General features: G+C 69.7%; 23 protein-coding genes and 1 tRNA gene. 12 read left to right on the forward strand and 12 right to left on the reverse strand.

The window, feature by feature from the left end; translation table 11 throughout:
- Positions 1-32: 32 nt before the first annotated feature.
- Positions 33-332: a hypothetical protein gene (locus BKA21_RS14490; RefSeq protein WP_140460623.1), complete on the forward strand. Its 300-nt coding sequence runs from the start codon at positions 33-35 to the stop codon at positions 330-332.
- A gap of 135 nt (positions 333-467) precedes the next feature.
- Positions 468-1,136: an AIM24 family protein gene (locus tag BKA21_RS14495; RefSeq protein WP_140460622.1), complete on the forward strand. Its 669-nt coding sequence runs from the start codon at positions 468-470 to the stop codon at positions 1,134-1,136.
- 55 nt (positions 1,137-1,191) lie between these two features.
- On the opposite strand, the gene BKA21_RS14500 is transcribed toward BKA21_RS14495, so the two are convergent.
- The 3 genes from BKA21_RS14500 to BKA21_RS14510 are packed head-to-tail and all read right to left on the reverse strand — an operon-like array spanning position 1,192 to position 3,710.
- Positions 1,192-2,094, reverse strand: a complete 903-nt coding sequence (locus BKA21_RS14500; protein ID WP_140460621.1) for a ribonuclease Z — start codon at positions 2,092-2,094, stop codon at positions 1,192-1,194.
- Positions 2,095-2,097: 3 nt separating this feature from the next.
- Positions 2,098-3,447: a type II toxin-antitoxin system HipA family toxin gene (locus BKA21_RS14505; RefSeq protein WP_140460620.1), complete on the reverse strand. Its 1,350-nt coding sequence runs from the start codon at positions 3,445-3,447 to the stop codon at positions 2,098-2,100.
- Positions 3,444-3,710 (reverse strand): helix-turn-helix domain-containing protein, encoded by a 267-nt coding sequence (locus BKA21_RS14510; protein ID WP_140460619.1) that lies wholly within the window; start codon positions 3,708-3,710, stop codon positions 3,444-3,446. Before BKA21_RS14510 ends, BKA21_RS14505 begins: the two co-directional genes overlap by 4 nt.
- Before the next feature lie 150 nt (positions 3,711-3,860).
- Between BKA21_RS14510 and BKA21_RS14515 the strand changes: the two genes are divergently transcribed.
- From BKA21_RS14515 to BKA21_RS14530, 4 genes are all read left to right on the forward strand, one after another.
- Positions 3,861-4,892: an LD-carboxypeptidase gene (locus tag BKA21_RS14515; protein ID WP_140460618.1), complete on the forward strand. Its 1,032-nt coding sequence runs from the start codon at positions 3,861-3,863 to the stop codon at positions 4,890-4,892.
- Positions 4,893-4,971: 79 nt separating this feature from the next.
- The gene (locus tag BKA21_RS14520; protein ID WP_140460617.1) at positions 4,972-5,202 is read left to right on the forward strand and encodes a glycine zipper 2TM domain-containing protein; all 231 of its coding nucleotides are present in this window, start codon (positions 4,972-4,974) and stop codon (positions 5,200-5,202) included.
- A 160-nt stretch (positions 5,203-5,362) separates the two neighbouring features.
- Positions 5,363-5,848: a hypothetical protein gene (locus BKA21_RS14525; RefSeq protein WP_140460616.1), complete on the forward strand. Its 486-nt coding sequence runs from the start codon at positions 5,363-5,365 to the stop codon at positions 5,846-5,848.
- A 117-nt stretch (positions 5,849-5,965) separates the two neighbouring features.
- A tRNA-Arg gene (locus BKA21_RS14530) sits at positions 5,966-6,038 on the forward strand.
- A 240-nt stretch (positions 6,039-6,278) separates the two neighbouring features.
- Here BKA21_RS14530 and BKA21_RS14535 read toward each other — a convergent pair.
- The 4 genes from BKA21_RS14535 to BKA21_RS14550 are packed head-to-tail and all read right to left on the reverse strand — an operon-like array spanning position 6,279 to position 11,552.
- Positions 6,279-7,265: a hypothetical protein gene (locus BKA21_RS14535; protein WP_179625386.1), complete on the reverse strand. Its 987-nt coding sequence runs from the start codon at positions 7,263-7,265 to the stop codon at positions 6,279-6,281.
- Positions 7,249-9,228: an ORC-CDC6 family AAA ATPase gene (locus BKA21_RS14540; protein WP_140460614.1), complete on the reverse strand. Its 1,980-nt coding sequence runs from the start codon at positions 9,226-9,228 to the stop codon at positions 7,249-7,251. The genes BKA21_RS14535 and BKA21_RS14540 overlap by 17 nt, the downstream gene beginning before the upstream one ends.
- The gene (locus tag BKA21_RS14545; protein ID WP_140460613.1) at positions 9,228-10,181 is read right to left on the reverse strand and encodes a phosphoribosyltransferase-like protein; all 954 of its coding nucleotides are present in this window, start codon (positions 10,179-10,181) and stop codon (positions 9,228-9,230) included. The genes BKA21_RS14540 and BKA21_RS14545 overlap by 1 nt, the downstream gene beginning before the upstream one ends.
- A 3-nt stretch (positions 10,182-10,184) precedes the next feature.
- Positions 10,185-11,552: a DNA methyltransferase gene (locus tag BKA21_RS14550; protein WP_140460612.1), complete on the reverse strand. Its 1,368-nt coding sequence runs from the start codon at positions 11,550-11,552 to the stop codon at positions 10,185-10,187.
- A 62-nt stretch (positions 11,553-11,614) separates the two neighbouring features.
- On the opposite strand from BKA21_RS14550, the gene BKA21_RS14555 reads away from it, so the two are divergent.
- Complete coding sequence (locus tag BKA21_RS14555; protein WP_140460611.1) at positions 11,615-12,538, forward strand: IS3 family transposase; 924 nt, start codon at positions 11,615-11,617, stop codon at positions 12,536-12,538.
- Positions 12,539-12,573: 35 nt separating this feature from the next.
- Here BKA21_RS14555 and BKA21_RS14560 read toward each other — a convergent pair whose 3' ends face one another.
- Entirely contained in the window at positions 12,574-13,047 is a 474-nt protein-coding gene (locus BKA21_RS14560; RefSeq protein WP_140460610.1) for a barstar family protein, read from the reverse strand.
- A gap of 101 nt (positions 13,048-13,148) precedes the next feature.
- On the opposite strand from BKA21_RS14560, the gene BKA21_RS14565 reads away from it, so the two are divergent.
- Positions 13,149-13,865 (forward strand): hypothetical protein, encoded by a 717-nt coding sequence (locus tag BKA21_RS14565; protein WP_140460609.1) that lies wholly within the window; start codon positions 13,149-13,151, stop codon positions 13,863-13,865.
- A 45-nt stretch (positions 13,866-13,910) separates the two neighbouring features.
- Here the strand turns inward: BKA21_RS14565 and BKA21_RS14570 are convergent, their stop codons facing one another.
- Positions 13,911-15,086, reverse strand: a complete 1,176-nt coding sequence (locus BKA21_RS14570) for an epoxide hydrolase family protein (RefSeq protein WP_140460608.1) — start codon at positions 15,084-15,086, stop codon at positions 13,911-13,913.
- Positions 15,087-15,192: 106 nt separating this feature from the next.
- Between BKA21_RS14570 and BKA21_RS14575 the strand changes: the two genes are divergently transcribed.
- Positions 15,193-15,825 (forward strand): TetR/AcrR family transcriptional regulator, encoded by a 633-nt coding sequence (locus tag BKA21_RS14575; RefSeq protein WP_140460607.1) that lies wholly within the window; start codon positions 15,193-15,195, stop codon positions 15,823-15,825.
- A gap of 11 nt (positions 15,826-15,836) precedes the next feature.
- Positions 15,837-16,229 carry a TIGR03618 family F420-dependent PPOX class oxidoreductase gene (locus tag BKA21_RS14580; protein WP_140460606.1) on the forward strand — a complete coding sequence of 131 codons (393 nt, stop codon included), beginning with the start codon at positions 15,837-15,839 and terminating at the stop codon, positions 16,227-16,229.
- Between the two features lie 75 nt (positions 16,230-16,304).
- Here the strand turns inward: BKA21_RS14580 and BKA21_RS14585 are convergent, their stop codons facing one another.
- A complete protein-coding gene (locus BKA21_RS14585) occupies positions 16,305-17,468 on the reverse strand; it encodes a hypothetical protein (protein WP_140460605.1) in 1,164 nt (387 codons plus the stop codon).
- A 401-nt stretch (positions 17,469-17,869) separates the two neighbouring features.
- Here BKA21_RS14585 and BKA21_RS14590 point away from each other — a divergent pair, with 401 nt between their 5' ends.
- Both BKA21_RS14590 and BKA21_RS14595 read left to right on the forward strand, forming a co-directional pair.
- The gene (locus BKA21_RS14590; RefSeq protein WP_179625387.1) at positions 17,870-19,273 is read left to right on the forward strand and encodes an endo-1,4-beta-xylanase; all 1,404 of its coding nucleotides are present in this window, start codon (positions 17,870-17,872) and stop codon (positions 19,271-19,273) included.
- 339 nt (positions 19,274-19,612) lie between these two features.
- On the forward strand, positions 19,613-21,769 hold the full coding sequence (locus tag BKA21_RS14595) for a DEAD/DEAH box helicase (protein WP_239073044.1): 2,157 nt from the start codon (positions 19,613-19,615) through the stop codon (positions 21,767-21,769).
- A gap of 19 nt (positions 21,770-21,788) precedes the next feature.
- On the opposite strand, the gene BKA21_RS19680 is transcribed toward BKA21_RS14595, so the two are convergent.
- Together BKA21_RS19680 and BKA21_RS14600 are read right to left on the reverse strand one after the other, a co-directional pair.
- Positions 21,789-21,917: a hypothetical protein gene (locus BKA21_RS19680; RefSeq protein WP_257023429.1), complete on the reverse strand. Its 129-nt coding sequence runs from the start codon at positions 21,915-21,917 to the stop codon at positions 21,789-21,791.
- A gap of 54 nt (positions 21,918-21,971) precedes the next feature.
- Positions 21,972-23,792 (reverse strand): ABC transporter ATP-binding protein, encoded by a 1,821-nt coding sequence (locus tag BKA21_RS14600; RefSeq protein ID WP_140459708.1) that lies wholly within the window; start codon positions 23,790-23,792, stop codon positions 21,972-21,974.
- Between the last annotated feature and the right edge of the window lie 50 nt (positions 23,793-23,842).

The following is a 23,842-nucleotide window of genomic DNA, read 5'->3' on the forward strand; positions in this document are numbered from 1 at the left end:
ACGGGCGGTGCTGCGGTGCGTACGGTGGTCCTGTGCGCACCGCTCCGGACGAGACCACCACCCGCGTGTTCGAGGGCCCGACGTACGGCGTCGACCTGCTGCTGCCGGCGACCTACGACATCGTGTGGTCGGTCGTCGTCATCGGCAGCATCGTCCTGGCCCTCGTGCTGGCGATCGTCGCCCTGGAGCGGTGGCGGCACCGCCGCGAGGACGCGGGCAGCGCGGTCGTCGGTGCCCTCGTCATCCTGTGCGTGCCCGTGGTCGGCCCGCTCGCGTACCTGTACGCCACGCGCCGCCCCCGCACCACGGCTGGCACGACGCCCGCGCCCTGACGCGCCGCGCACCCGGCCCGCCGCGCACCCTGACCGGCACCGGCGCCGGCTCCACCCCGAGGCTGACCCGCCGTCACGGCATCTCACCCGCACGGGGGTCCGCCGGGCCCCGGCGCTCGCGGCAGGATGTGGCCCATGCGCAGCCCCATCTTCGACCAGGCCAACCTCGAGGTCCCCGCGACGGAGCGGTTCACCCTCCAGAACCCCAAGATGCTCAAGGTCACCCTCGGTGAGCCCGTGCTCGCGGCCAAGGGCGCCATGGTCGCCTACCAGGGTGCCGTGCAGTTCCACCACAAGGGCTCGGACTCGATCACGCAGTTCATGAAGCGCGCGATCAGCTCCGACGACCAGTCGCTCATGACCGTCTCCGGCCAGGGCGACGTGTTCTTCGCCCGGTTCGCCGAGGACGTCTTCGTCATCCAGCTCGAGGGCGACGCCATCAGCGTCGGCGGCCAGTCGCTCCTCGCGTTCGACGCGAACCTGCAGTGGGACCTGCACCGCACCCGCGGCGCCGGGATGATGACCGGCGGCATGTTCAACACCCTCATCCAGGGCCACGGCAACGTCGCCCTGACGTCCGACGGCAAGCCCGTCATCCTCGACTGCTCGCAGCAGCCCACGTTCGTCGACCCCAACGCGGCCGTCTGCTGGTCGGCCAACCTCGTGCCCGACGTGGTGTCCAGCATGAACATGTCGTCGCTGCTGCGCGGCGGCTCCGGCGAGGCGTTCCAGTACAAGTTCCACGGCCCGGGCTTCGTCGTCGTCCAGCCGTCCGAGGGCTTCCCGACCCCCGTCCAGGGCTGACGCCTCCGCACCGACGACCCCGCCCGCCCCGGTGCCGAGCCCGGCACCGGGGCGTTCAGGGCAGGGTGCGGCGTGCGGGCAGGGCGATGCGGTCGCCGTCCGACGCCGCCTGCACGGTCGTCGACGCGCCCGCGGTCCGCACGGCGTCCTCGGCCTGCGCATGCAGGGGCTCGAGGTCGGTGTACCGCGACGAGAAGTGGCTGAGCACCAGCGTGCCGACGCCACCGACCGCCGCCAGCGCGCCCGCCTGCCCGGCCGTCAGGTGCAGGTGCTCCGCCGCGAGCGCCGCGTCCTCGTCGGCGAACGTCGACTCCGCGAGCAGCAGGTCCGCGCCGTCGGCCAGGGCGGCCGCCCCGTCGCACACCGCCGTGTCCATGACGATCGCGAAGCGCTGCCCCGGGCGCGGCACGCTGACGTCCTCCACCCGCACGTCGCCCACGCGCCCCTCGCGGGCCAGGCGCGCCACGTCCGGCCCGACGACGCCCGCCGCCGCCAGCCGCTCCGGCAGGAAGGTGCGCCCGTCGGGCTCGGTGAGGCGGTACCCGTACGTCTCGACCCGGTGCCGCAGCGCCACCGCGTCCAGGCCGTCGGCCACCGGCCCGGACGCCCCGTGCGGGTGCAGCCGCAGGTCCAGGCCGGGCGTGGCCAGCCCCACCAGCGCGCGCACCACCGCCTCGCCCGACGCCGGGTAGTGCAGGTCCACCGGGTGCTGCACCCCGTCGAGCACCATCCGCGAGAGCACCCCCGGCAGCCCGTAGCAGTGGTCCCCGTGCACGTGCGTCAGGCAGATCCGCGTGACCGCCGTCGACGGCACCCCCGCGTGGATCATCTGCCGCTGCGTGCCCTCGCCGGGGTCGAAGAGCAGCCCCTCGCCGTCCCATCGCAGCAGGTACCCGTTGTGGTTGCGCACCCGCGTCGGCACCTGCGACGACGTCCCCAGCACCACGAGCTCGCGCACGCGTCAGCCCTGCCCGTCCCAGGACTCCGGCGCGCTGTCGCCGAGGCCGTCCATCCAGAGGGAGACGACCCGCCCGCCGACGTGGCGGCTCTCGGTGAGCCCGCGCAGGGTCTGCTCGACGAGCGCGAGGACCGCCGGGACGGTCCGGGCGCGCAGGTGGCGTGCGTCGGGGGAGTCCGGCAGCGGCCGGACGGCGTCGGCGAGCGCGTCGGGGAGCCGGGTCGCGAGATCCTGCACGCGGTCCCGCACGTCCTGCGCGGGCATGCCGACGACGCCCGCGAACTTGTCCCAGTGGCGGCCCTCGACCTCGCCGAAGCGCTTCTCGCCGCCGATCGACATCGCCGCTGAGCGGTACCGCAGGCGCCCGCCGGAGTCCGGGACGAGGCCGGTGGACACGTCGTACAGCGGGGCGAGCCGGGCCGTGCCTCCCACGAGCAGGAGGGAGTAGTTCTTGGCGTGGCCGTCAGGCGCCCCGATGAGGTACCCGACGATCGTCGCGTCGACGAACCGGCGCACGGAGTCCTCGCCCGCGGAGTCGCGGAGCAGGCGGACGATCCGTGCGACCCCCGGACCGCGGTCCTGCTCGTACTTGCGGCGCGGGTCGAGGCCGAGCGCCTGCAGGACGTCCTCCTGGTGCAGCCGCTGGAGGCTGCCGTCGCGTGCGCGGCGTCGGTCGTACCGGCCCATGACGATGGCGCTCTGGTCCTCCACCATGACGTGCTCGGTCGGCGCGACGTCGATCCCGAGGGCGGCGAGGGTGCGCATCGAGACGTGCTCGGCGAGTGCCTGGCCCGTGATCCGGGTGATCCCGGGCTTCACGATGTGCGTCGACGGCGTCGACCCGGTCGGGAACGCCCAGCCGCCGTCCGTGCGCAGGACGGTGAACTTGCCCTGCGCGCCGGCCAGGCTCCAGTGCTCGTCGTCGTCCAGCCAGTCGGACTCGTCGGCGCGCAGGCGCCGGAGCCGGGCGGCGATGTCGGCGTCCGTCGCCGGGACCATCCCGCCGGGTGCCGCCAGGACGTCGTCGAGGTCGTCCGGCGCGGCGAAGACCGCTGCTCCCGCGGTGTCGGCGCCGATCGCGGCGATCAGTCCCAGGGTGTCACCGGGGCGGACGTCGAACTCGGCGGCCCAGCGCGTGCGGACGTCGGCCCGGTCGGGGAGCAGGCCGGCCAGGTATGCCTCGACCTGGCGCCCGCGCCAGGTCGGCTGCACCAGCGGCATGGACAGCGAGAGCGGAGCGGCGTCGGGCTGCCGGTACGCGGGGTCGTAGGTCAGGGTGATCGTCCCGCCGCGTCGGGTGATCAGCCCGGCGCGCCGCCCGTAGAGGGCGAACGCCAGGTCGGTGACGCTCACGGCGTGCCGTCGAGGAGGTCGTCGAGCGCCTCGTCGAAGGTCTTGCGCCGGTCCTCGCCGATCGCCAGGACGAGCCCCAGGGCCCGGACCACGGCCAGGACCCGAGCGAGCTCCGCACCTGCGCGCCGCCCCTGCTCGAGGTCGATGACGAACGCGCGGGAGACGTGGGCGCGCTCGGCGAGCTGCGCCTGGGTCAGTCCCTGCGCGTGACGTTCCGCGCGCAGCCGTGCGCCGAGCACGAGGGCGGTCGGGACCAGGTCCATCGGGCCACCGTAGCCCTCCGGGCGGCAGATGTCATAGCACCGTGACATCTGGGAATGTCACGGTGCTCCGACTTTCCGAGATGTGCGAGCACCATGACATCGGCGCTATTGACCAGGACGTCCACCGCCGACGGGTGGCAGGGTGCAGGAATGATCCGGTACCCGCAGCCCCTGGTCGGTGGAGACGTCGTGGGGGTGGCCGCGCCCTCGTCCGGGGTGGCCGAGGCGCTGGGGGCGCGGCTCGACGTCGCGGAGCAGCACGTGCGCGACCACGGGCTCGTGGTGCGCGAGGGGCCGCTGGTGCGGCGCGGCGGGATCGTCAGCGGCACCGTGCGCCAGCGCGTCGACGAGCTGACGGGCCTGATGACCGACCCCGCGGTGCGGGCCGTGGTGCCGCCGTGGGGCGGGGAGCTCGCGCTGGACCTGCTCGGGCACCTGGACCTCGACGCGCTCGGCGCCGACCCCACCTGGCTGGTCGGGTTCTCCGACATCTCGACCCTGCTGCTGCCGCTCACGCTGCGCACCGGCGTCGCCACCCTGCACGGGCAGAACCTCATGGACACCCCGTACCGGGTGCCCGCGCCCATGGTGCACTGGCTCGACGTGGTGCGCGCGGCCCCGGGCGCGACGGTCGTGCAGGGCGCCGCACGCCGCTACCGCGGTGGCCCGTTCGCGGACTACGCCACCGACCCGGGCGTCGACGAGTACGTGCTCGACGCACCCGGCGGGTGGACGCGCGTCGACGCCGCCGGCCCGGACGCGCCCGTGCACGCGACCGGGCGGCTGGTCGGCGGGTGCCTGGAGACCGTCGCGCACCTGGCCGGCACCCCGTTCGGCGACGTCGACGCGTTCGCCCGCGAGCACGCGCCCGAGGGGCTGGTCGTGTACCTGGAGTCCGCGGAGTCGGGCTCCGCCGACGTGACGCGCCGCCTGCTCGGCCTGCGCTACGCCGGCTGGTTCGACCACGCCACCGCCGTGCTGATCGGTCGCACCACCGGCCGCGAAACCCCTGAGTGGACGCATCACCACGCCGCCCGGCACGCGCTCGGCGACCTGGGCATCCCCGTGCTCGTGGACGTCGACTGCGGGCACGTGCCCCCGCACCTCGCCCTCGTCAACGGCGCCCTGGCCACCGTCGACCACGGCCCCGACGGCTCGACGATCACGCAGGTGCTCGCCTGAGGCGCACACCACGCCCCGGCACCGCCTCAGCGTGCCCGATTCGTCCCCTGACCCGCCCCTGATCAGGGACGATGTGCGCATGCACCGCACCGTCGTCTCCCGCGCCGCCTGGTGGCGCACGCTCCTGGGCACCCTCGTCGAGACGGGCGTGGGCGTCGCCGCCGCGATCGTCGGCGCCGCGATCGGGTCCCTGTGGTCGGGCTCCTGGCTCGGCCTCGTCATCGGTGCCCTCATCGGCTACGTCGTCGGCCGCGCCATGTACGTTTTCCTCGGCGGCACCCGCCCCCACCAGGAGCACGACGAGGACTGACCCCCGCCCCTCGTCCGTCCCACCCGGGGGATCGCAGCGCTCACCCGCACCCAGCGGGTGAGCCTGCCCCCGGATCGCGCATACCGGCGCCCGATCAGCCGATCAGAACCGGTGACTGAGGCCGTCGGCGACGGCCGCCGCGCGCGACGAAGGACGAACCATGTCGACTGCCATCACCGCCTACCGCGACGCCGTCCTCATGGCGTCCGAGTCGGGCTACTGCCCGCCTGACGCGGTGCTCTCCCAGATCCACTCCGCCCTGCGCGGTGCCGTGCCCCGCTTCGTCAGCCTCGTCGCCAACGTCGACGACGCCACGCCCCCGCGCGCCAACGGCCTCCTCGTCGTCTTCACCGACTCCCTCGTCGCGCACGTGACCTTCGCCCGCATGCCCGGCAACGACGCCGACACCGACGCCGTCGGCCCCTTCACCGTCGAGGTCGCCCGCCGCACCGCCCTGACGTCGCTGTCGATCATCTACCAGACGAACCACGACAGCGCCTACGACGTCTCCGTCGGCGCCCTGGCCCCCTCGGCCCGCATCATCCTCAAGTACACGGGCTTCAGCGCCGAGCTCGCCATCACCAAGGCCGGCACCGAGCACGACGTCGACGCCCTCTACGCCGCCCTTCTCACCGAGCTGGCCTGACCCCCCGATCCCGCGCCCGCGGACGCCGCCCCGAGGCGCGTCCGCGGGCGCGTTCCACGTCCCCCACCAGCGACTCGGCCCCACCCGCCCCCGCCCGCTAGGCTGGCCCAGGTCCTCGCGCCTGTAGCTCAGGGGATAGAGCACCGCTCTCCTAAAGCGGGTGTCGGCAGTTCGAATCTGCCCAGGCGCACAGTCGTTCAGCAGGTCACGGCCGAGAGCGGCCCCTCAGTGGTACGGCAGTCCGATTCGGGACGGCAAGGGACCAACCAGGCAGGTCTTGGCACACGATCGCAGACCGAGGCGTCGATGCGCCCCGGGGCCGACTCGCGCGTACTCCAAGTGAGGCCAGGGACTTGACCCCTGCGGGTGTCGCTCCGCGCCGTCCTCGGCCGTCAACTCGACGGCGATCACTCCCCTGAGGAGATGCCTATTACGCCTCCGCTAGGTCCTCATCCAGGAGGCATCCAAGTTCTAGGTCGTACTGGTGAGCCCGTGAGAAGCCCACCGAGGTCTCACGCGAGTATCGCGGCTTGAACGGAAACAGCATGCTCGCCGGCCCGTTCCGACGCTCGGTCAGGAAGTACCACGAGAAACCGAGAACCTGAGCCTTCGACCCCACAGGGCAGAAGTAGAAGTTCCCCCTCGGGTTGCGGCGCTCGAACTCCGCCATCTTCTGTTGCAGGACGGTGGCTGTAGCAAACGGATCATCGGCAGGAGCAAAAATCAGCGACCTATCAGCGAAGCGGTTCAAAGACTCGGTTGCCTGTGCTAGGCGCGCTTGGCTTTCCTGGTACATGTGCGGCTGCAAGCTCGGCAGGCCCAAAAGAACCAAGTGCTGACAACTCCGCTTGGCCTCCGCGACCGCTCGCACAAGCTCATGGTCGTAACCAGCGCCGATCACCAGCACGTCCGAGGGCTCAGCACTGACATGTGCCCCTTCAAGTCCTTCGACTTGTCTGACCCCGAGCATAGACCCGCTCGCAAAGCTCGTCCGTGAGCCGGACATGTACGACGTCGGATCGGTATACAGGACCGTTAGCAGGTCCACACCGAGCTGCCGCATAATAAGCGGCATGATCATAATGTGCGGCCGCATCATGCCCGTGATATCAATTACGACTCTGCTGCCCGCCACCAGATCGTTCCTCAGATAATCCGCAACAAGCCGGATCCACCACTCAGCTTCGGACACTGCCATCGGAGCGAAGCATTCCTCCGGTGGAAGATCACTGTTCGAGTAGCCGTATTCCTCGTGCAGAAGCCACACTTTCCTGGCCGCTCGAACAGACGAGTAGACTGTCCTCACCCGTTCGCTGTCATTATAGGCGCTAAGGAATAGGTCGCACTCGATCCGCGCCACGTCTCCGGGAGATAGTTCTCGCCGTCTGAATAGCGAGTGGTCAGTCGAAGAGGACATCTTGACCCTCCATGGTCGCGACGAACGGCGCGTTCAAGGTTGCGATACGTTCCCTGATGAGTCGATCGAACCCCTCATCATCCACATCGGGATCGAAGATGGCGTTGAGCTCTCGCGCCGCGATTTTAGCGACGCCCCGCCTCGACGTCGGCAGATCGAAGTGCGGGGCCAGCATCGGATTGAGCTGATACTTGTGGTGAAACGCGCCCGAATTGCGGTCAATCTGGCCACGCGGAATCTCGAGCAGGAGTCCGGTCGATACGCAGTCATCGAGCACGTCAAGCGCCTGTACCGAAAGCCCGCGTCGATCGGTCGAAAAGGCGGCGCAATCAACCTCGACAGGCTTGTCCGAATAGCGCATCCGGCGAAGGTACCCACCTAGGCGTCTGATCGCTACGGCGCTGGCCATGCCCACCGTGTCGCTCCGCGCCGAGTCCTTGAGGAACCACTCAGCGGCGTCTCGGACGCCCTCAGTCTGTGCCCTGACTGAAATCGGGTTGCCTGACATCAGGGGCGACTCGCCCAAGAATTGGGCCCAGCGGATCGTGCTCTTAAGAATGACGAGCAGGCTCCGAGGCAGGTACCCTGCCATCTCCAGAAATTGATCGAAACCCGCATACGGCACCTTTTGTCCCGACTCAACATAAAGCTGAGCGAGCATATCGGATCGGTGACCCTTCCAGAAGTCTCTGATGACGCGCGCGCTCTCTAGGTCATCTTTCTCGAGGAACTCGTCTCTAACCGCGCGCGCGACGGCAGGCGTAGGTGCGGTCCCAGAGCTCCAACGTTGATAGAAACGAAGGATGCGGAGTTTCTCCTCCAGGGGGTCCTCCGCGACGGCTAGGTAATCGAGGATTTCGTCGATGCGTACGTCGCTGCGGATCACTGGTTTGAGCGAAGATCTAAGGTTGACCAAGTGTGGGCGCAGACGGCTCTCAGCTCCTGTTAGTGCGTCGGGGTCAGCATCGTTCGCAGGAAACAGTCGCTTCAGCGAAGCCTCGACGGCCATAGGTTGCACTTCTCGCATACGCGCTACGACGACGTCCGTGCAGAACCTTCTGAACGCCTTACGGTTGCTGCTGTAGACGTCTTCGAGGGTAGTGATGTCGTACTCACTTCCCGCTTTGTTCACCTCGCCGGCGCTAAGCGTCTCGAACGTGCGCAGGCCTTCTGCGCGGCTGCCGATAATGAACGTACAATCTTCGACCTTCTCCCGGACCAAGGTGTTGACGTACCTCTGCTGGTCGGCCCGAAGATTTTCCAATTCGTCGATGAGGAACGTGATCCTGATTCCAGGTAGCAGGTCGCGCACTACGAGCCGAACAATCTCAAACAGCGCCGCGCCGGGCGCCGCTTTGATGTCAATATCGAGCGAAGGGCGGAGTGCAGCGTTGTTTACGGCGCGATCAAGCGTTCGGATTTCGCGCGACACTTGATCCACCAGTCCACGGAGTCCCTCGCGTGTGGCAGGCGGCAGCCCCCCGTCGAACGCCTCTTGAACCGCCTGCTGAAAGTGTCTTTGCGTTTCTGCCGTCCAGGGATCTTCGGAGGACTCCGCCAGATCGATCAGGTCTTCAACGATTAGCCGCAGGAGCCAAAGGTCCATGTAGTAAGCGAAAATCGATGACCACACCGTAGAGCTTTGACGCTTCCCCGAGAATCTGCTGGCGTTGAGGCCGCTGCATCTGAAGTAGACGCCGATATATCCGTCGCCTCGGACTTTGGCAACTTTAGCCGATATGTCGAGTGTTTGCAGTGCGTAGGAAAGGTGGCGCATTAGATGCGTCCGCCCGCCGCCCTTGCCGCCGGTTATGAAATGCGGCATTGGGCTACGTGGATCGACTATAGAACCGAAACCGCCCTCGGCTGTGGGCAAGTCGACAAAAGTGGTGCGAATCTCGCGATCGGTAAAGTCGACAGCCTTCGTGACTTCGAACGGGTTATCCTGCCTGTAGTCCGGCATCAGTACACCTTTTGGAAGCGCGGGAATATTGGTTCCCATGTTGGCTCGGGCTCGTCGAACCAGAAGATGGGAAGTGTGTTGTCGGGAACGTTATGCTGGAATCCGAGCAGAAGTTGCCCGTCGCGGTACCCTAGTGGGTCGGTGGTCAGGAGAGATCCGTAGCCCTCAGCAAGTGCTCGCCCTTCCTCCATGCTCGTGTACGCGCCGCAGCCATGGTAGACGCGGGAGTTCGCTGCGAAAGCCATTTGTGATTCGTCAATCTCGTGGAGCGCGCGGACATCATCAAAAGATGTACGACGTGCAGCATCTAGGCCGATTGACTTTGCAAATAGTGTGTAATACGAGATCGTTAGAGACCTTCCATCGCGTGCAGCTACGGCGCGGATGTCCCGCACCACTGACCGACTGTAGGAAGTTGCCTGCTGACCAGAACCGAGAAGGTCGTCTAGGAAGACGATTCGTGTCAGGTCGTGCGGAACGAGCCGCGTCTCGGGGTCTGTCAGCGGACCGCTCGCCAGCTCGTGCTGACTAACGAACAAGCCCTTCGGCAAACTGTTCACTTGCCTGAAGTAGTACATGAGGTGCGAGCCTGACTCGGACGGGTTCCCCATCGCTATGAATCGGGTGCGTCGCAGCTCGCCGGCGAACTCGTCAGCGATAAACGTGCTGTCGAGGGTGTCTCCGGCCCGGTGTCTGATCTGCTGGACGATCGGGTACCGATAGATGTCGCGGTAGAGCGCCTCGAGAAGCACGCGCATCTCACGAGCCCCAAAGTAGACAAAGTGTCTCAAGAGGTGCAACGCGTGCATTCGCTCAGCGGCAACATCGAATACTCGGCCGTCGAAGTTGCTAAGCCAACGCTCAATGTCTGGTTCTTGGACGCGTCGCTCCCACACGCGTTCGCTCAGCGTCTTGATGTCGCGGATTAATGCGGCTTCGTGTGTCGCGTCCATCGCCTATGCCCCACTTCTGATTGAAGCGGGAGCGCAGACTTTGTCAAACATGTAGATGACTTCTGCGTGCGCTGGTTGCGATCCTCGGTGCCTTACCGTGAGGAGTGTGCGCCCTCTGATCTCGTCGCGAACCTTCAGTCGGAGCTTATATCCTTGAGCAGAAACCATTCGCGCCAGATGTCTGTGCGTCTCGATTTCCATCCCGACGACGCGGTTAGTACCGCACACGAGGATCACGGTCTCTGGACGCGAGGTCTGAAGTCCAACCCTTAGCGCTGCCTGCATGTCCACGAAGTAGTTCAGGTAGATTGCTGCCCGGTAGGGGTCGACTTCAGAAATATCCTCCACGTTTTCTCGCAGTTCGTCGTCTTTAAGGAGGTCGGCGCTTCGCGCTCGCTCGCTCTCATCGAGGTGCTCACGACCGATCGAAGACCGTTCGAGGGTCCGTGTGCCTCGCGCATCGGCGTACCCAAGCCACGCGGCTTCCAAGCTCGTACTCCGGACGTACTTCTGCGCGGCTCCGTACGGCGGACTTGTGACCATAACGGAGGGTGTCTCTGGGCAAGGCCACGACGCCGCGGTCCGTGCGTCACCGAGGCGAACCTCGACGGTTGGCAAGTCGTTCGGGATCCGACATGCCAAGGTTGCTAGGCGTGACGTCACTCGCAGAAACCCTCGGCGGACGTCATCGGACGTTGCGTTAGTGTTGGGAGATTCGGCCAGACGCACGGGTACTGGAATGCGCGGGTCTCGGATGCTGTGATCGAGAGCGGTCCGTGCGAGTGCTAAGCGGAGCAGGTTCGCTTGCGGTCTGTCAACGTTCTGGCACATCACTTCAACTACCGCCGCAAGGCGGCAGAGCATTGAGTACGCGGCGCGGGAGTACCATTTCTCGACAAACAGCGACGGCTCGTACTTTCGTCGACCTGCGGCGGCTCTTTCGACGCATGCCCGCGCCAGCGCTTCTATCTCTGGTTTTTCAGCATTCAAAGGGGTTGTCTTGACTTCAGCTATGAGGGCGGCAACCGGGTTGCTGTCGATCCCATAGGCCTGGCGTCCGCCGAGGGCTGCTTCCAGCAGCACAGTTCCCGAACCACAAAATGGATCCACCACGGTCGCGTCGCGACCTATTGCCCCGGACTCGAGGAAGAACCTGGGAATATGTCGTACGAGGCGTGCCGGGTATGGGTACAGCGAGTGACTGGACTCGTCGGCGGGCAGAGATCCGACTAGATCTCTGAAGCTCACGGCGGTCATCGTGGAGGCGCCCAGACTCTCGAGTCGAGCGAGATCAGCGGTGTGTCGTTCGAGCCGACCGTCAGATCGATGGAGGCCCTGGACGCGCTCAGGCGCAAGTGCGAGGTCGCTCACGGCCGAATCATAGGCGCTCCGCCACCAAGATCTCGGCCTGCGACGCGCGCCTGGCGAACAAGATGTGTGGCAGCGGCTACCCCCCCCGGGCGAGTGCTGCACGGATTCCAAGGGGCGGTCCAGCGAGAGACTGCCCGGAGTGCCGGTACGTCCGCGTCGCACAGAGGTCGACCCCGGCTACAGCCAGCGGACTGGCCTGTGCGGTGTCGCTCGCCGCTCCCGTTACCGCTCGTGGGCTCGATGAGGCGCACCTGTCCAACGTCCTGTTCGACGCTCACCACGACGACCCGGAGTTCGGGCACCCGCTCCTGGCCGACGACGCCGCCCGTGCCGGGCAGGTCACCTGCGCCCGAGCCGTGTGGCGGATCTGCTCCGAGAACGGCTGGTGGTCGGTGTTCGGCAAGAAGCGCAGCCGGGGCGGCAAGAAGGTCGGGTCGTCGGCCCACGACGGCCTCGTGCTGCGACAGTTCCGGGCCGACGCGTCGAACCGGTTGTGGCTCTGGGACATCTCCGAGCACCCCACGGCCGAGGGCAAGGTCTACTTGTGCGCGATCAAGGACGTCTACTCCAAGCGGAGCGTCGGATACTCCATCAGCGACCGAATGACGTCCCGGATCGCGGCGAACGCCCTGCTCAGTGCCGTGCAGCGAGGCCGCGACGTGGCCGGGAGCGTGGTTCACAGCGACCGCGGCAGCCAGCTCCGTAGCCGTGAGGTCGCCCGCATTCTGGCCGATCACGACCTGGTCGGCTCCATGGGCCAAGTCGCCTCCGCCGGATACAACGCCGCCATGGAGAGCTTCTTCTCCCTGCTGCAGATCAATGTCCTGAACCGGCAGCGCTGGGCCACCCGCGAGGACCTGCGGGTCGCGATCGTCACCTGGATCGAGAGGACCTACCACCGCCGCCGACGCCAGCACCGGCTCGGTCGGCTGACACCGATCGAGTTCGAGACCATCCTGACCTCTCAGGTCGCGCTCGCTGCCTGAGACCGCCTGTCACCTACTCGTGCAGCAGCCCCGTGTCAGGACTGCTTTCGGTGGGGGTGAAGATGGTCCGTCTCCAGCAGCACGAGCGTGCTCTCCCCATGCACGGCGGACCGGGTGGTCGCAGTCAGCACGTCGACGAGCGCGCGCGCCAGGTCCGGGAAGCGCTCCGCAAACGCATTGAGACCCGTGACGACCACGACCAGGCCCGTTGCCCCAGCGCGCCCGCCGTAGGCGCCGTGAGTGACGTCCTCGAGGCAGTCGTGCAGCGCGTCGAGGTTCCGGCCGAAGTGGTCGGGGAAGCCCAGGGCGGCGGCGAACCCGTCGTACATCGCATCGCGTGACTCCCACGTTGCGGCGTCCAGACGTGCGACGTGGTGGCCGGCGTCGACGAGGCGGTCGGTGGCGTCGTCGAGAATCTGTGCCCTCTGGACGACGGCAAGACCGCTGGCGCCGACGATGGGAAGGTCGAGGGTGGGAGCCGGGTCCTCATCCACCTCGAACGCCACCACCCGATCACGCTAGTCGGATGCGGGAAGCGATCACGACCGCACCAGGTCGAGTTTCGCTCGATCAGTCCCGCGCGGACGGGCGTGGTGGTTGGCTCGGAGCCGTGACTGAGTGGGCTGACATGGTGGACGTGTACGGGAGGGCGGACGAGGTGCCGCGGCTGCTGGCCCAGGCCGCTGAGGTGACGGACATGCGGGCGCCGGTCTGGGACGAGCTGTGGTCGCGGCTGTGCCACCAGGGGTCGGTGGCGCCGGCGAGCTACGCGGCGCTGCCTGCGCTGGTGGGGATGGCGCGGTCGCGGCCCGACGTGGCGGTGGATCCTGCGCTGCACCTCGCGGCGGCGATCATCGGGGCGATGGACGCGCCGGCCGGTGCGGGGTCGGAGCGAGGCGAGCACGCGGTGGAGATCGCCGCGCTGCGGGAGCTCGCGTGGCGCAAGGTGCGGCTCGTCGAGGCACGCACCGACGTGATCTGGACGCTGCTGGCCGTGGCCGCCGTCGAAGACCTGGGGGTGTGGTCGTCGCACCTCGACGCCCTGGTCGACGGGGAGATCGAGGTCGACTGCCCGTCGTGCGCGGAGCCGGCGTGCGTGGAGGTGGTTGACGGGGTGCTCGTCGTCGTGGACGGGGAGGGGGAGGCCGACGGCATCGCCGTGCGCGAGGCGGAGCCCGGCGAGATGGGCGCGGCGGAGGCGCGGCTTCTGGAGCTGTGCCGGGTGCACGGGCACGAGGGGGTGGCGGGGGAGCTGCGGCAGCTGTTCGGGCGGGTCCCGTGCCCGCACTGCGGGGAGGTGTTCTGGTTGGCGGAGGCGCTGTCCTGATCGTCGACCCGTCGGCGGTCACGGCCGGCGCCCCCACCGTCCGGTTCACGTGGTGCGGCGGAGCTCGCGGAAGGTGGTGCGGATCTGCTCGGTCAGCACCAGGGGCTGCTCGAGGGCGGCGAAGTGGCCTCCGCGGCCGAGCTGCTCGTAGTGCAGGACCGTCGCGTACCGGCGTTCGACCCATCGGCGGGACGCCTGCACGGCCTCGCCGGGGAAGATGCTGAAACCGGCCGGCGTCGGGCCGGGGCCGCTTGGGCTGGTGCCGTGCGCCTGCTCCTGGCGGGACTCCCAGTAGAGCCTCGCGGCGGAGGCGCCGGCGTTGGGCAGCCAGTAGAGCATCACGTCGTCGAGGATCTCGTCGCGGTCGATGACGTCCTCGGGGGAGCCGTGGTGGTCGGCGACGTCCTCGAAGAGCGTGTAGATCCACGCGGCGAGGCCGGCGGGGGAGTCGGCCAGCGAGTACCCGATGGTCTGCGGGCGGGTGGTCTGCTCGCGGGCGTAGGCGTCCTGCTCGGTGGCGTACCGCTGCGCCCGGGCGGCCATCTGCCGCTCCTCGGGCGTGGCCTCGTCGAGCTCCTGCGGGCTGGGGAAGACGAGGGGGAAGTTGAAGTGCAGCCCCACGCAGCCCGAGTCCGGTCGGCGGCCGATCGCGTCGACGACGGCGGCGCCCCAGTCGCCGCCCTGGGCGAACCACGCGTCGTACCCGAGGCGGTGCATCAGCGTGATCCACGCGTCGGCGATGCGCGCCGGGCCCCAGCCCGTGCCGGTGGGCTTGTCGGAGAACCCGAAGCCGGGCATCGAGGGGATGACGACGTGGAACGCGTCCTCGGCCCGGCCGCCGTGCGCGACGGGGTCGGTGAGGGGGCCGATCATCCGACGGAACTCCAGCACGGACCCGGGCCAGCCGTGGCACAGCAGCAGGGGTCGGGCGTCGGGCTCGGGGGAGCGCACGTGCAGGAGGTGGATGCCGAGGCCGTCGACGACCGTGCGGGAGGAGCCGAGGGCATTGAGGTCGTCCTCGCACCGTCGCCAGTCGTAGCCCGTTGCCCAGTAGGTGCACAGCTCCTGGATGCGGGCGAGCCGCGGTCCCTGGCCGTCGGCCGTCGCGTCGTCGGGCCAGCGGGTGGTGGACAGGCGGGTCCTGAGCTGCTCCAGGTCGGCGTCCGGGACCCGGATCGGGTGCGGCAGCACGGCGTCGTCGGGGGGCGGTGCGGCGGTCATGAGGCCTCCAGCGTCCGGTGGTGCTCGGGGGTGGTGACGCAGTCGACCACAAACGGAAGAGTCCTTCAACTTGGTAGTCGGTCTTCCGTTTCTGTACGGTCGCCGCATGCCCACCTCCGCCGGACCGCTGCGCCGCGACGCCGAACGCAACCGTCGGCTCCTGCTCGACACCGCTCGCGACCTCATGGCCGAGCGCGGGCTCGACGTCTCGTACGAGGAGATCGCGCGCGCCGCCGGCACCGGCATGGGCACCGTGTACCGGCGCTTCCCGGACCGCCAGGACCTCGTCGACGCGCTCTTCGGCGAGCACGTCGACGCCGTGTGCCGCATGGCCGAGGAGGCCGCGGAGCAGGAGGACGCCTGGCAGGCGCTGACCACGTTCCTCGAGCGCCAGCTCGAGCTCGAGGCCGCCGACCGGGCGCTCGGTCAGATCCTGCGTGGCCAGAAGGGCTCGTACGCGATCGCGCACCGCGCGCACGAGCGCATGACGCCGGTCGTGCGCTCGGTCCTCGCCCGGGCCGTGCGCGCCGGGCAGGTGCCCGACGGCGTCACCTCGGCCGACCTCGTCGCCGTCCACCTCATGGTGGGCAGCGTCATGGACGCCTCGCGGGGCGTCGCGCCCGACCTGTGGCGGCGTGCCCTGGCCGTCGCGCTCGCCGGGCTGCAGCACGCCCGGCTGCCTGCACCCGCACCGACGGACGACGTCGTCGACCGCCTCTACGCCACCGAGAGCACCTGAGAGGGCCCTCCATGACCCTGCCGCACCCGCTGACCGACGTCCTGCGCGCCAAGGCCATCTGCTTCGTCACGACCCTCATGCCCGACGGCTCCCCGCAGGTCAGCCAGACCTGGGTGGACACCGACGGCGAGCACGTCGTCATCAACACCGTCGACACCCACCAGAAGGCCCGCAACATGGCCCGCGACAGCCGCGTGGCCCTCGGGCTCGCCGACCCGGCGAGCCCGCTGCGCTCGTGGGGGATCCGCGGGCGCGTGCTGTCCATGAGCACCGACGGCGCGCGTGAGCACCTCGACGGGCTGTCGACCAAGTACCTGGGCAGGCCCTACCCCGGGTTCGGGGGCCCGGGCGGAGGGCAGCGCGTCGTCGTCACCATCGCCGTCGACGCGGTGCACACGCCCTGACGTCCGCGACGCCGAGCTCACTCTCTCTCTCCAGCGAACTGCCCGCCGCCAGCGTCCATCCGCGACGACTCGGGCTCATCTGCTTCCTCGCGCCCGCTCCAGGTGGGCAGCGATCCGATCGGGTAGAGGCCCGTCCCCGCAAGCGGCGGCGTAACGCTCAAGAAGGGCGAGCTCAGCAGTCGAATCCTTGTTCGCGCGCAGGATCATCCCCAGCTGCGTCGTGGGCCACTGCTCCGGGACTCCGCCGCGGATGCCTGCCTCGGCTTCCGCGGCCGTCACGCAGCGTTCGAGAAGAGTGACAGCTTCCGCACTCCTGCCTTCCTTCTTCAGTTGGGCAATGAGCGTCTTGCGTGTCGACCAGTGCTCGTCGTCGAACGAGCCAGCGGCCCGCGCGGCTGATTCCCGCTCCTGCTTCGCGGCCCTCTCTCGCTCACGGGTCTGGCGCGCTTCGGCCTTCTCTGCCTGCTCCTGCTCGTGGCGCTCCGCCGCCAGCCGCTCTGCGCGGTGATCCCGCTCCCGGCCGGAAGCGCCGTGTTCGAGCGTCACGCGTGAGCGCCAGGTGCCGTCCTCGGCCGTGGCCCAGATGCGCGCGCCAATGACCGCGACGTTGCCCTGCCCGATGCGCGCGACGGAGTTCGACACCATCGAGGCGTGGTCCGATCCGACGTACCCGACCGCCTCGCCCAGAACCTCCACCCGGACGCGGTCACGTGCTTCCGGGAGCAGCCGGGCCTTCTGAAAGGTGATGCCTCCCTCGGTGTATCCGAGGGAGTGGAAGATCCGCGCGACCTGGTCGCGGTGGTTGTGCTCGTCGTCGACCTCGACAGGTCCCCACGCCTGCCCTCGCTCGACTTCGCGGAGGTTGTCGTTCCAGCCGCGCACCGGCGCGCTCACAGCGGCAGCCGCCTCATCCCGGGCGCGCTGAACAGCCTCGGGTGCAATCAGCTGAGACAACTGCTTCAACTCCATCCCCCGCGCGCTGGATGGCAGCCCGATCGCTCCCACGATGACTGTCGCTGGTCCGTCCGTCCCTGGCGCCACCGCCCACTGCCCTACCTGGGGCTCCTGAGAAAACGGCCAGATGTACGCGTACCCGCGGTCGGGAGAGAATCCGCGCAACGGGTCGGGCTTCGTTAGCTCACGGAACGCCACGACGACCACAGGTCTCGCGGGACTGGCCGTCGCTACCGGCGCCGTAACGTCGACCGACTTTCCGAACAGCTTGCTCCAGAACCCCATGAGGACAGTCTGGTGGTCACGCCACGCTCGCCGCAGCCAGTTGCTCACTAGTCGAGCGCGCGAGGTCGAGTGAGTCATCTCGGACGGCGGAGGAGCGGGATGGCTCGTCGTCTGGGGCGGTACCGCTTGGTGATCTCGCTCTGGCGCCTGGTCGATCCCTCGATCGTCGAAAGTGTCGCTGGTCGGGTCGGGAGAGGGCGACCTACCCATGGCGACGTGCGGTCGCCAGGCCGGGAATCGGCGGCTAAACCGGTGCCAGCGTCACCCGCACGAGTGAATAAGCGTTTCGGGTCGGCGATCGAAACTATCTGGACCGCGTCCGTCTGTTGACCCCCTCCAGGTCAGGCGCTCAGGGTGGGGCGCCGGCTGCTGCCGGCGCTTCGACCACTGAGGAGGGATCGATGACGAACCCCGACCTGAGGACCCGACGTCGCCGGCTGGGCGCGTTCGTGGGCGGCCTGGCCGCGACCACGTTGGCCGTGACCCTGGCGATGCCGGCTGCTGCTGCGGGCAGCACGTTGCAGGCGGCTGCGGGCGAGAGCGGGCGGTACTTCGGCACCGCGATCGCGGCGAGCCGGCTGTCGGACTCGACGTACTCGACGATCGCGAACCGTGAGTTCAACATGATCACGGCCGAGAACGAGATGAAGATGGACGCCACCGAGCCGTCGCAGGGGCAGTTCAGCTACACCCAGGGCGACCGGATCGTGAACTGGGCCCGGCAGAACGGCAAGCAGGTGCGCGGTCACGCGCTGGCGTGGCACTCCCAGCAGCCGGGCTGGATGCAGAACATGTCCGGCACGGCGCTGCGCAACGCGATGCTCAACCACGTCACCCAGGTCGCCACGTACTACCGGGGCAAGATCCACTCCTGGGACGTGGTGAACGAGGCCTTCGCCGACGGCTCGTCCGGTGCCCGGCGTGACTCGAACCTGCAGCGCACGGGCAACGACTGGATCGAGGCCGCGTTCCGCGCCGCACGCGCCGCCGACCCGAACGCCAAGCTCTGCTACAACGACTACAACACCGACGACTGGACCCACGCGAAGACGCAGGCGGTCTACACCATGGTCCGCGACTTCAAGGCGCGGGGCGTCCCGATCGACTGCGTGGGCCTGCAGTCGCACTTCAACCCGCAGAGCCCGGTGCCGAGCAACTACCAGACGACCCTCTCCTCCTTCGCGGCGCTGGGTGTGGACGTGCAGATCACCGAGCTCGACATCGAGGGCTCGGGCGCCGCGCAGGCGGAGAACTACCGCCGCGTGGTGCAGGCCTGCCTCAACGTCGCGCGCTGCACGGGCATCACGGTGTGGGGCGTGCGTGACACGGACTCGTGGCGTGCCTCGGGCACCCCGCTGCTGTTCGACGGCGCGGGCAACAAGAAGGCCGCGTACACCAGCGTCCTCAACACGCTGAACGCGGGCGGCACCGGCACCCCGACGCCGACCCCCACCCCCACGCCGACGCCCACCGGGACGCCGACGCCGACCGCCACCCCGACGCCCACGCCCACCCAGACGCCGCCCCCGACGGGCACGTGCTCGGCGAGCCTGGCGATCGCGAACAGCTGGGGCGGCGGCTACCAGGCCACCGTCACGGTGCGGGCCGGCACGTCGTCGATCAACGGCTGGCGCGTCACCCTGCCCGCCGGGGTGTCGACCAGCAACGTGTGGAACGGCGTCCTCGCCAACGGTGTCGTGAGCAACGCCGCCTACAACGGGTCGGTCGCCGCCGGCCAGACCACCACCTTCGGGTTCATCGGCAACGGCAGCGCACCCGCCCCGGGGGCACTGTCCTGCAGCTGACCTGATCCGACCCCGGCTCCACGCCGCGCAGGACGACGGCGCCGCACCCCCCTCCGGGTGCGGCGCCGTCGTCGTGCGTGCGGCGGACGTCTCACGGCGAGTGCCCGTCACCCGGTGCCCGTGGGGGCCTCGCCGTGAGAAGGTGTGCCGGGGTCACGGAAGCGGACCGCGGCGTGTGGGCACCAGGCACCGCCGGCCGGTCGACGCCCGTCGTACCCGAGCGCGTCGCGGCAGGCGACGGCAGCAGGACGCTGCCCGAGGACCCCGCGCCCGTCCCGCTCGGGCATGCCCGTCGCACGGCGCGCTGCGTCCGTGCCGGGGGAGGCAGAAGGAGGAGATGTGGCGCGAGCAGGGCAGCGTCGGTCCGGTCGCGCGAGCGCCGAGCCCGGCGGCCGGCGACCCGCGGGCGGTCGGGCGCAGCGGCCCGCCGAGCGGGGGATCGTCCCCGTGCTGGCCGACGTCGCGCGCGAGGTGGAGAACGCCGTCGCGCGGCCGCCGATGAAGCCGGGCACGCGCACCAAGTTCCAGGTGGTCGCGCTGATCGTGCGCGAGGAGCGCGCCCGCGTCATGGGCGACGCCACGCTGACGCAGGGGCGCAAGGCCGAGCAGCTCAAGCGGCTCGACGGGGTCGCCACGCAGCTCGCCCGCATCGCCGCCCGCGACACGTCGCTGCTGGAGCTGCTGGCCGAGGACGCCCGGGTCTCCGACGCCGCCCGCGTCTACAAGGCCACGGTGATGCGCGCCGGCGGGCTGGAGCCCACCGAGGACCCGGAGCCCGCGCGCCCCGCCCCGACGCCCACGCCGGGCGCGGAGAAGCGTGTCGTGCCGCGGTCGGTGCTCTCGCGCCAGCTCGCCAACCCGTTCCTCGCCCCCGACTTCGAGGCCGCCGCCCAGCGCGTCGCCGCCAAGCCGCGGCGGCTGGCCGGGTGGGAGCTGCTGGAGCCGCTGTTCCGCTCGTTCGAGCAGGCCGGGCCGGGTGCGCCGGCGTGCATGCCGCTGCCCGACCCGCGCCCCGTGCCGGGACTCATGGGCCGCGAGCTCATGCCGCACCAGTCGCAGGTCGTGGCCGCCACCACCCGCGGGCACCGCACGTTCCTGCTCGCCGACGAGCCCGGGCTCGGCAAGACCGCGCAGGCGCTGCTCGCCGCGCAGGCCGCCGACGCGTTCCCGCTGCTCGTCGTCGCCCCCAACGTCGTCAAGACCAACTGGGCGCACGAGGTGGGCATGTGGATGCCGCTGCGCCGGGCGACGGTCGTGCACGGCGACGGCGAGCAGGTCGACGGGTTCGCCGACGTGGTCATCGTGAACTACGAGATCCTCGACCGGCACGTCGGGTGGCTCGGGGAGCACGGGTTCCGCGGCATGGTCGTCGACGAGGCGCACTTCATCAAGAACAAGACCTCGCAGCGCTCCCAGCACGTGCTGGCGATCTCCGAGCGGATCCGCGAGCGCACCGCCCGGCCGCTGCTCATGGCGCTGACCGGCACGCCGCTGATCAACGACATCGAGGACTTCCGCGCGATCTGGCAGTTCCTCGGCTGGATCGACGACACCCAGCCGCTGGGCCCGCTGATGAACGCGCTGGAGGACACGGGTCTGACGCCCGCCGACCGGGGCTTCGCCGCCGCCGCGCGCTCGGCCGTGATCGACATGGGCGTCGTGCGTCGTCGCAAGGTCGACGTGGTCGACGACATCCCCGCCCGCCGCGTCGCGGACCTGCCCGTCGAGCTCGACGGGGCCGTGGGCCGCTCCATCCGCGCCGCGGGGGAGGTGCTCACCCGCCGCCTCGTCCAGCGCTACCAGGCCGCCGTGGAGGCGCGCGGCGAGTCCGCCGTGGCCGGTGTCGACCTCGAGCTCGCCCGCCGGGTCGCGGCCGCCGAGCTCAAGGACTCCAGCTCCAAGGCCAAGGGCGAGAACGTCTTCACCATGGTCCGGCGCATCGGCCAGGCCAAGGCCGGGCTGGCCGCCGACTACGCCGCCCAGCTGGCCCGCAACGTCGGCAAGGTCGTGTTCTTCGCCAAGCACGTCGACGTCATGGATCAGGCCGAGCAGACGTTCGCCGAGCGGGGCATCCGCTACGCGTCGATCCGCGGCGACCAGACGCCGAAGGCCCGCGAGAAGAACATCACCGCGTTCACCGAGGACCCCGAGGTCTCGATCGCGGTGTGCTCGCTCATGGCCGCGGGCGTGGGCCTGAACCTGCAGGTCGCGTCCAACCTGGTGCTCGCCGAGCTCTCCTGGACCGACGCCGAGCAGACCCAGGCCATCGACCGCATCCACCGCATCGGCCAGTCCGAGCCGGTCACCGCGTGGCGGATCATCGCCGCGCAGACCATCGACTCGAAGATCGCCGAGCTCATCGACAGCAAGTCCGGCCTCGCCGCCCGCGCGCTCGACGGCGCCGAGGAGGACGAGACCGACTCGTCGACGAACGTCCAGCTCGACGCCCTCGTCAGCCTCCTCACCGACGCCCTCGCCCCGGAGGGCGTGGTCTGAGCGTGCGGCTCGGGCTGGTCTACGCGTCGTCCTCGGCTGCCATCGCGACGCGGATGTGTGCGACGTCCTCACGGATCTCCGGGTCGGTGAGGTACGCGGCGAGTCGGTCGTTGCCACGGACGAACCCGGCGGGAGTGTCACTGCTCATGCGGCCGCATCATGCTCCTCGCCGCATGCCGACGTCGAGCACCGGCGCCCGTCGTCACGACGACGTCGGCGCGACCTCGGGCAGACGCTCGTCGGGTGAGGCTTCCGACTCGGCGATGCGGAGGGCGGCGACGAGCTCGCGGTAGAGGTCGTCGGTGGCGAGGAGCTCGGCGTGGGTGCCGCGGGCTCGGACCTGGCCGGCCTCGAGGACGAGGATCTGGTCGGCGTCGACCACCGTGGACAGGCGGTGCGCGATGGTCAGGACGGCGCCGTCGCGGGCGGTGCGGCGGATGACGTCCTGCACGGCGACCTCGGTGAGGCCGTCGAGCTGGGCGGTCGCCTCGTCGAGCAGCAGCACCGCGGGGCGGCGGACCACCGCGCGCGCGAGGGCGACGCGCTGACGCTCGCCGCCGGACAGGTCGGTGGCCTGCACGGGCGTGTCGAGGCCCTCGGGCAGCGCGCGGACCGTCGCCTCCAGGCCCACGGCGCGCAGGGCCTCCCAGATCTCGTCGTCGGTGGCCTCGGGGTAGCGGAACGTGAGGTTGTCGCGGACCGTGCCGGACAGCAGCGGGGTCTCCTGCTCGACGTACGCGAACCGGGCACGCACCGTGGCGATGCTCAGCTCGTCGTACGGCACGCCGTCCAGGCGCAGGGTGCCGGTGTCGGGCTCGAGGAAGCGCAGCAGCAGCGAGATGACCGACGTCTTGCCGGCGCCGGACGGGCCGACCAGGGCCGTGTGGCCGCGGCGCGGCACGGCCAGGTCGACCCCGTCGACGGCCGGGCCGGTGGCCCCGGGGTACGTGAGGCGCACGCCCTCCAGCGCGAGGACGGGCGGGGCGCCGTCGGTGCCGGCGGGCTCGGGGTGGTCGCGGCCGGCCGTGAGGTCCTCGATGCGGATGGACTCGGTCTCGCGGATGCGCGCGGCGGCCGCGACGCCCGACTGCAGCTGCGTGAACACCTGCGTGAGGGTGGTGATGGGGTCGACGATGTTGAACGCGTAGAGCAGGAACGCGATGAGCGTCGACACCTCCAGCGTCCCGGCGTCGACGCGCCACGCACCGACGCCGAGGATCACGATGATCGCGAGCTGGATGCCGCCGCCGGCGATCGTCCACGCGAACGCCGTGACGTACACCGCCCGGATGCTGTGCCGGGCGGACTCGCGGGCCTGCACGGTCACCTGCTCGGCCTGCCTGTCCTCGGCGCCGCTGGCCTTGACGGTCCGCAGCGCCCGCAGCGCACCCTCCAGCGTCGAGCCGACGTTGCCGATGGACTCCTGCGCCTTGCGCTGCGCGACCCCGATCTGCGGCAGCAGCAACCCCATGAGCACGGCGACGACGACGATCGCCCCGAGCGTCGACAGCAGCAGCGGCACGTCGAGCACCGCCATGAGGATCACCGTCCCGGCCAGCGACACCAGCCCGTTGACGAGCTGGACGATGCTCGACGACGCGGCCTCGCGCAGCAGCACCGTGTCCGAGGTGACCCGGGTGACGAGCTCGCCGGGGGTGCGGCGCTGCACGTCGCCGAGCCGACCCCGCAGCATCCGCCCGACCAGCGCCAGGCGGGCGTCGAGCACGATGTTCTCGGCCAGCCGCCCCAGCACGATCCACTGGATCATCCCCGTGATCGACCCGAGAACCAGCAGCCCGACGAGCAGCGCGACCGGCCCCCGCAGCGACACGCCCGTGCCGAGGGTGTCGAGCACCCACTTGGTCGCCATCGGCATGGTCAGCGCCGTGGCCGTCGCCCCCAGGCCCAGCACCGTGCCGAGCACGACCGTGCGCATGTGCGGGCGCACGAACCCCCACAGCACCGCGATGTTCTGCCAGCGCAGCGGGACGGGCGGCGGGGCGTCGACGGCGTCGGTGCTCATCGCCCGATTGGAGCATCGGGATCCGGGGGTGTCTGCCTCTTTGTGGCGCC

Source organism: Cellulomonas oligotrophica, from assembly GCF_013409875.1.
GTDB lineage: Bacteria > Actinomycetota > Actinomycetes > Actinomycetales > Cellulomonadaceae > Cellulomonas > Cellulomonas oligotrophica.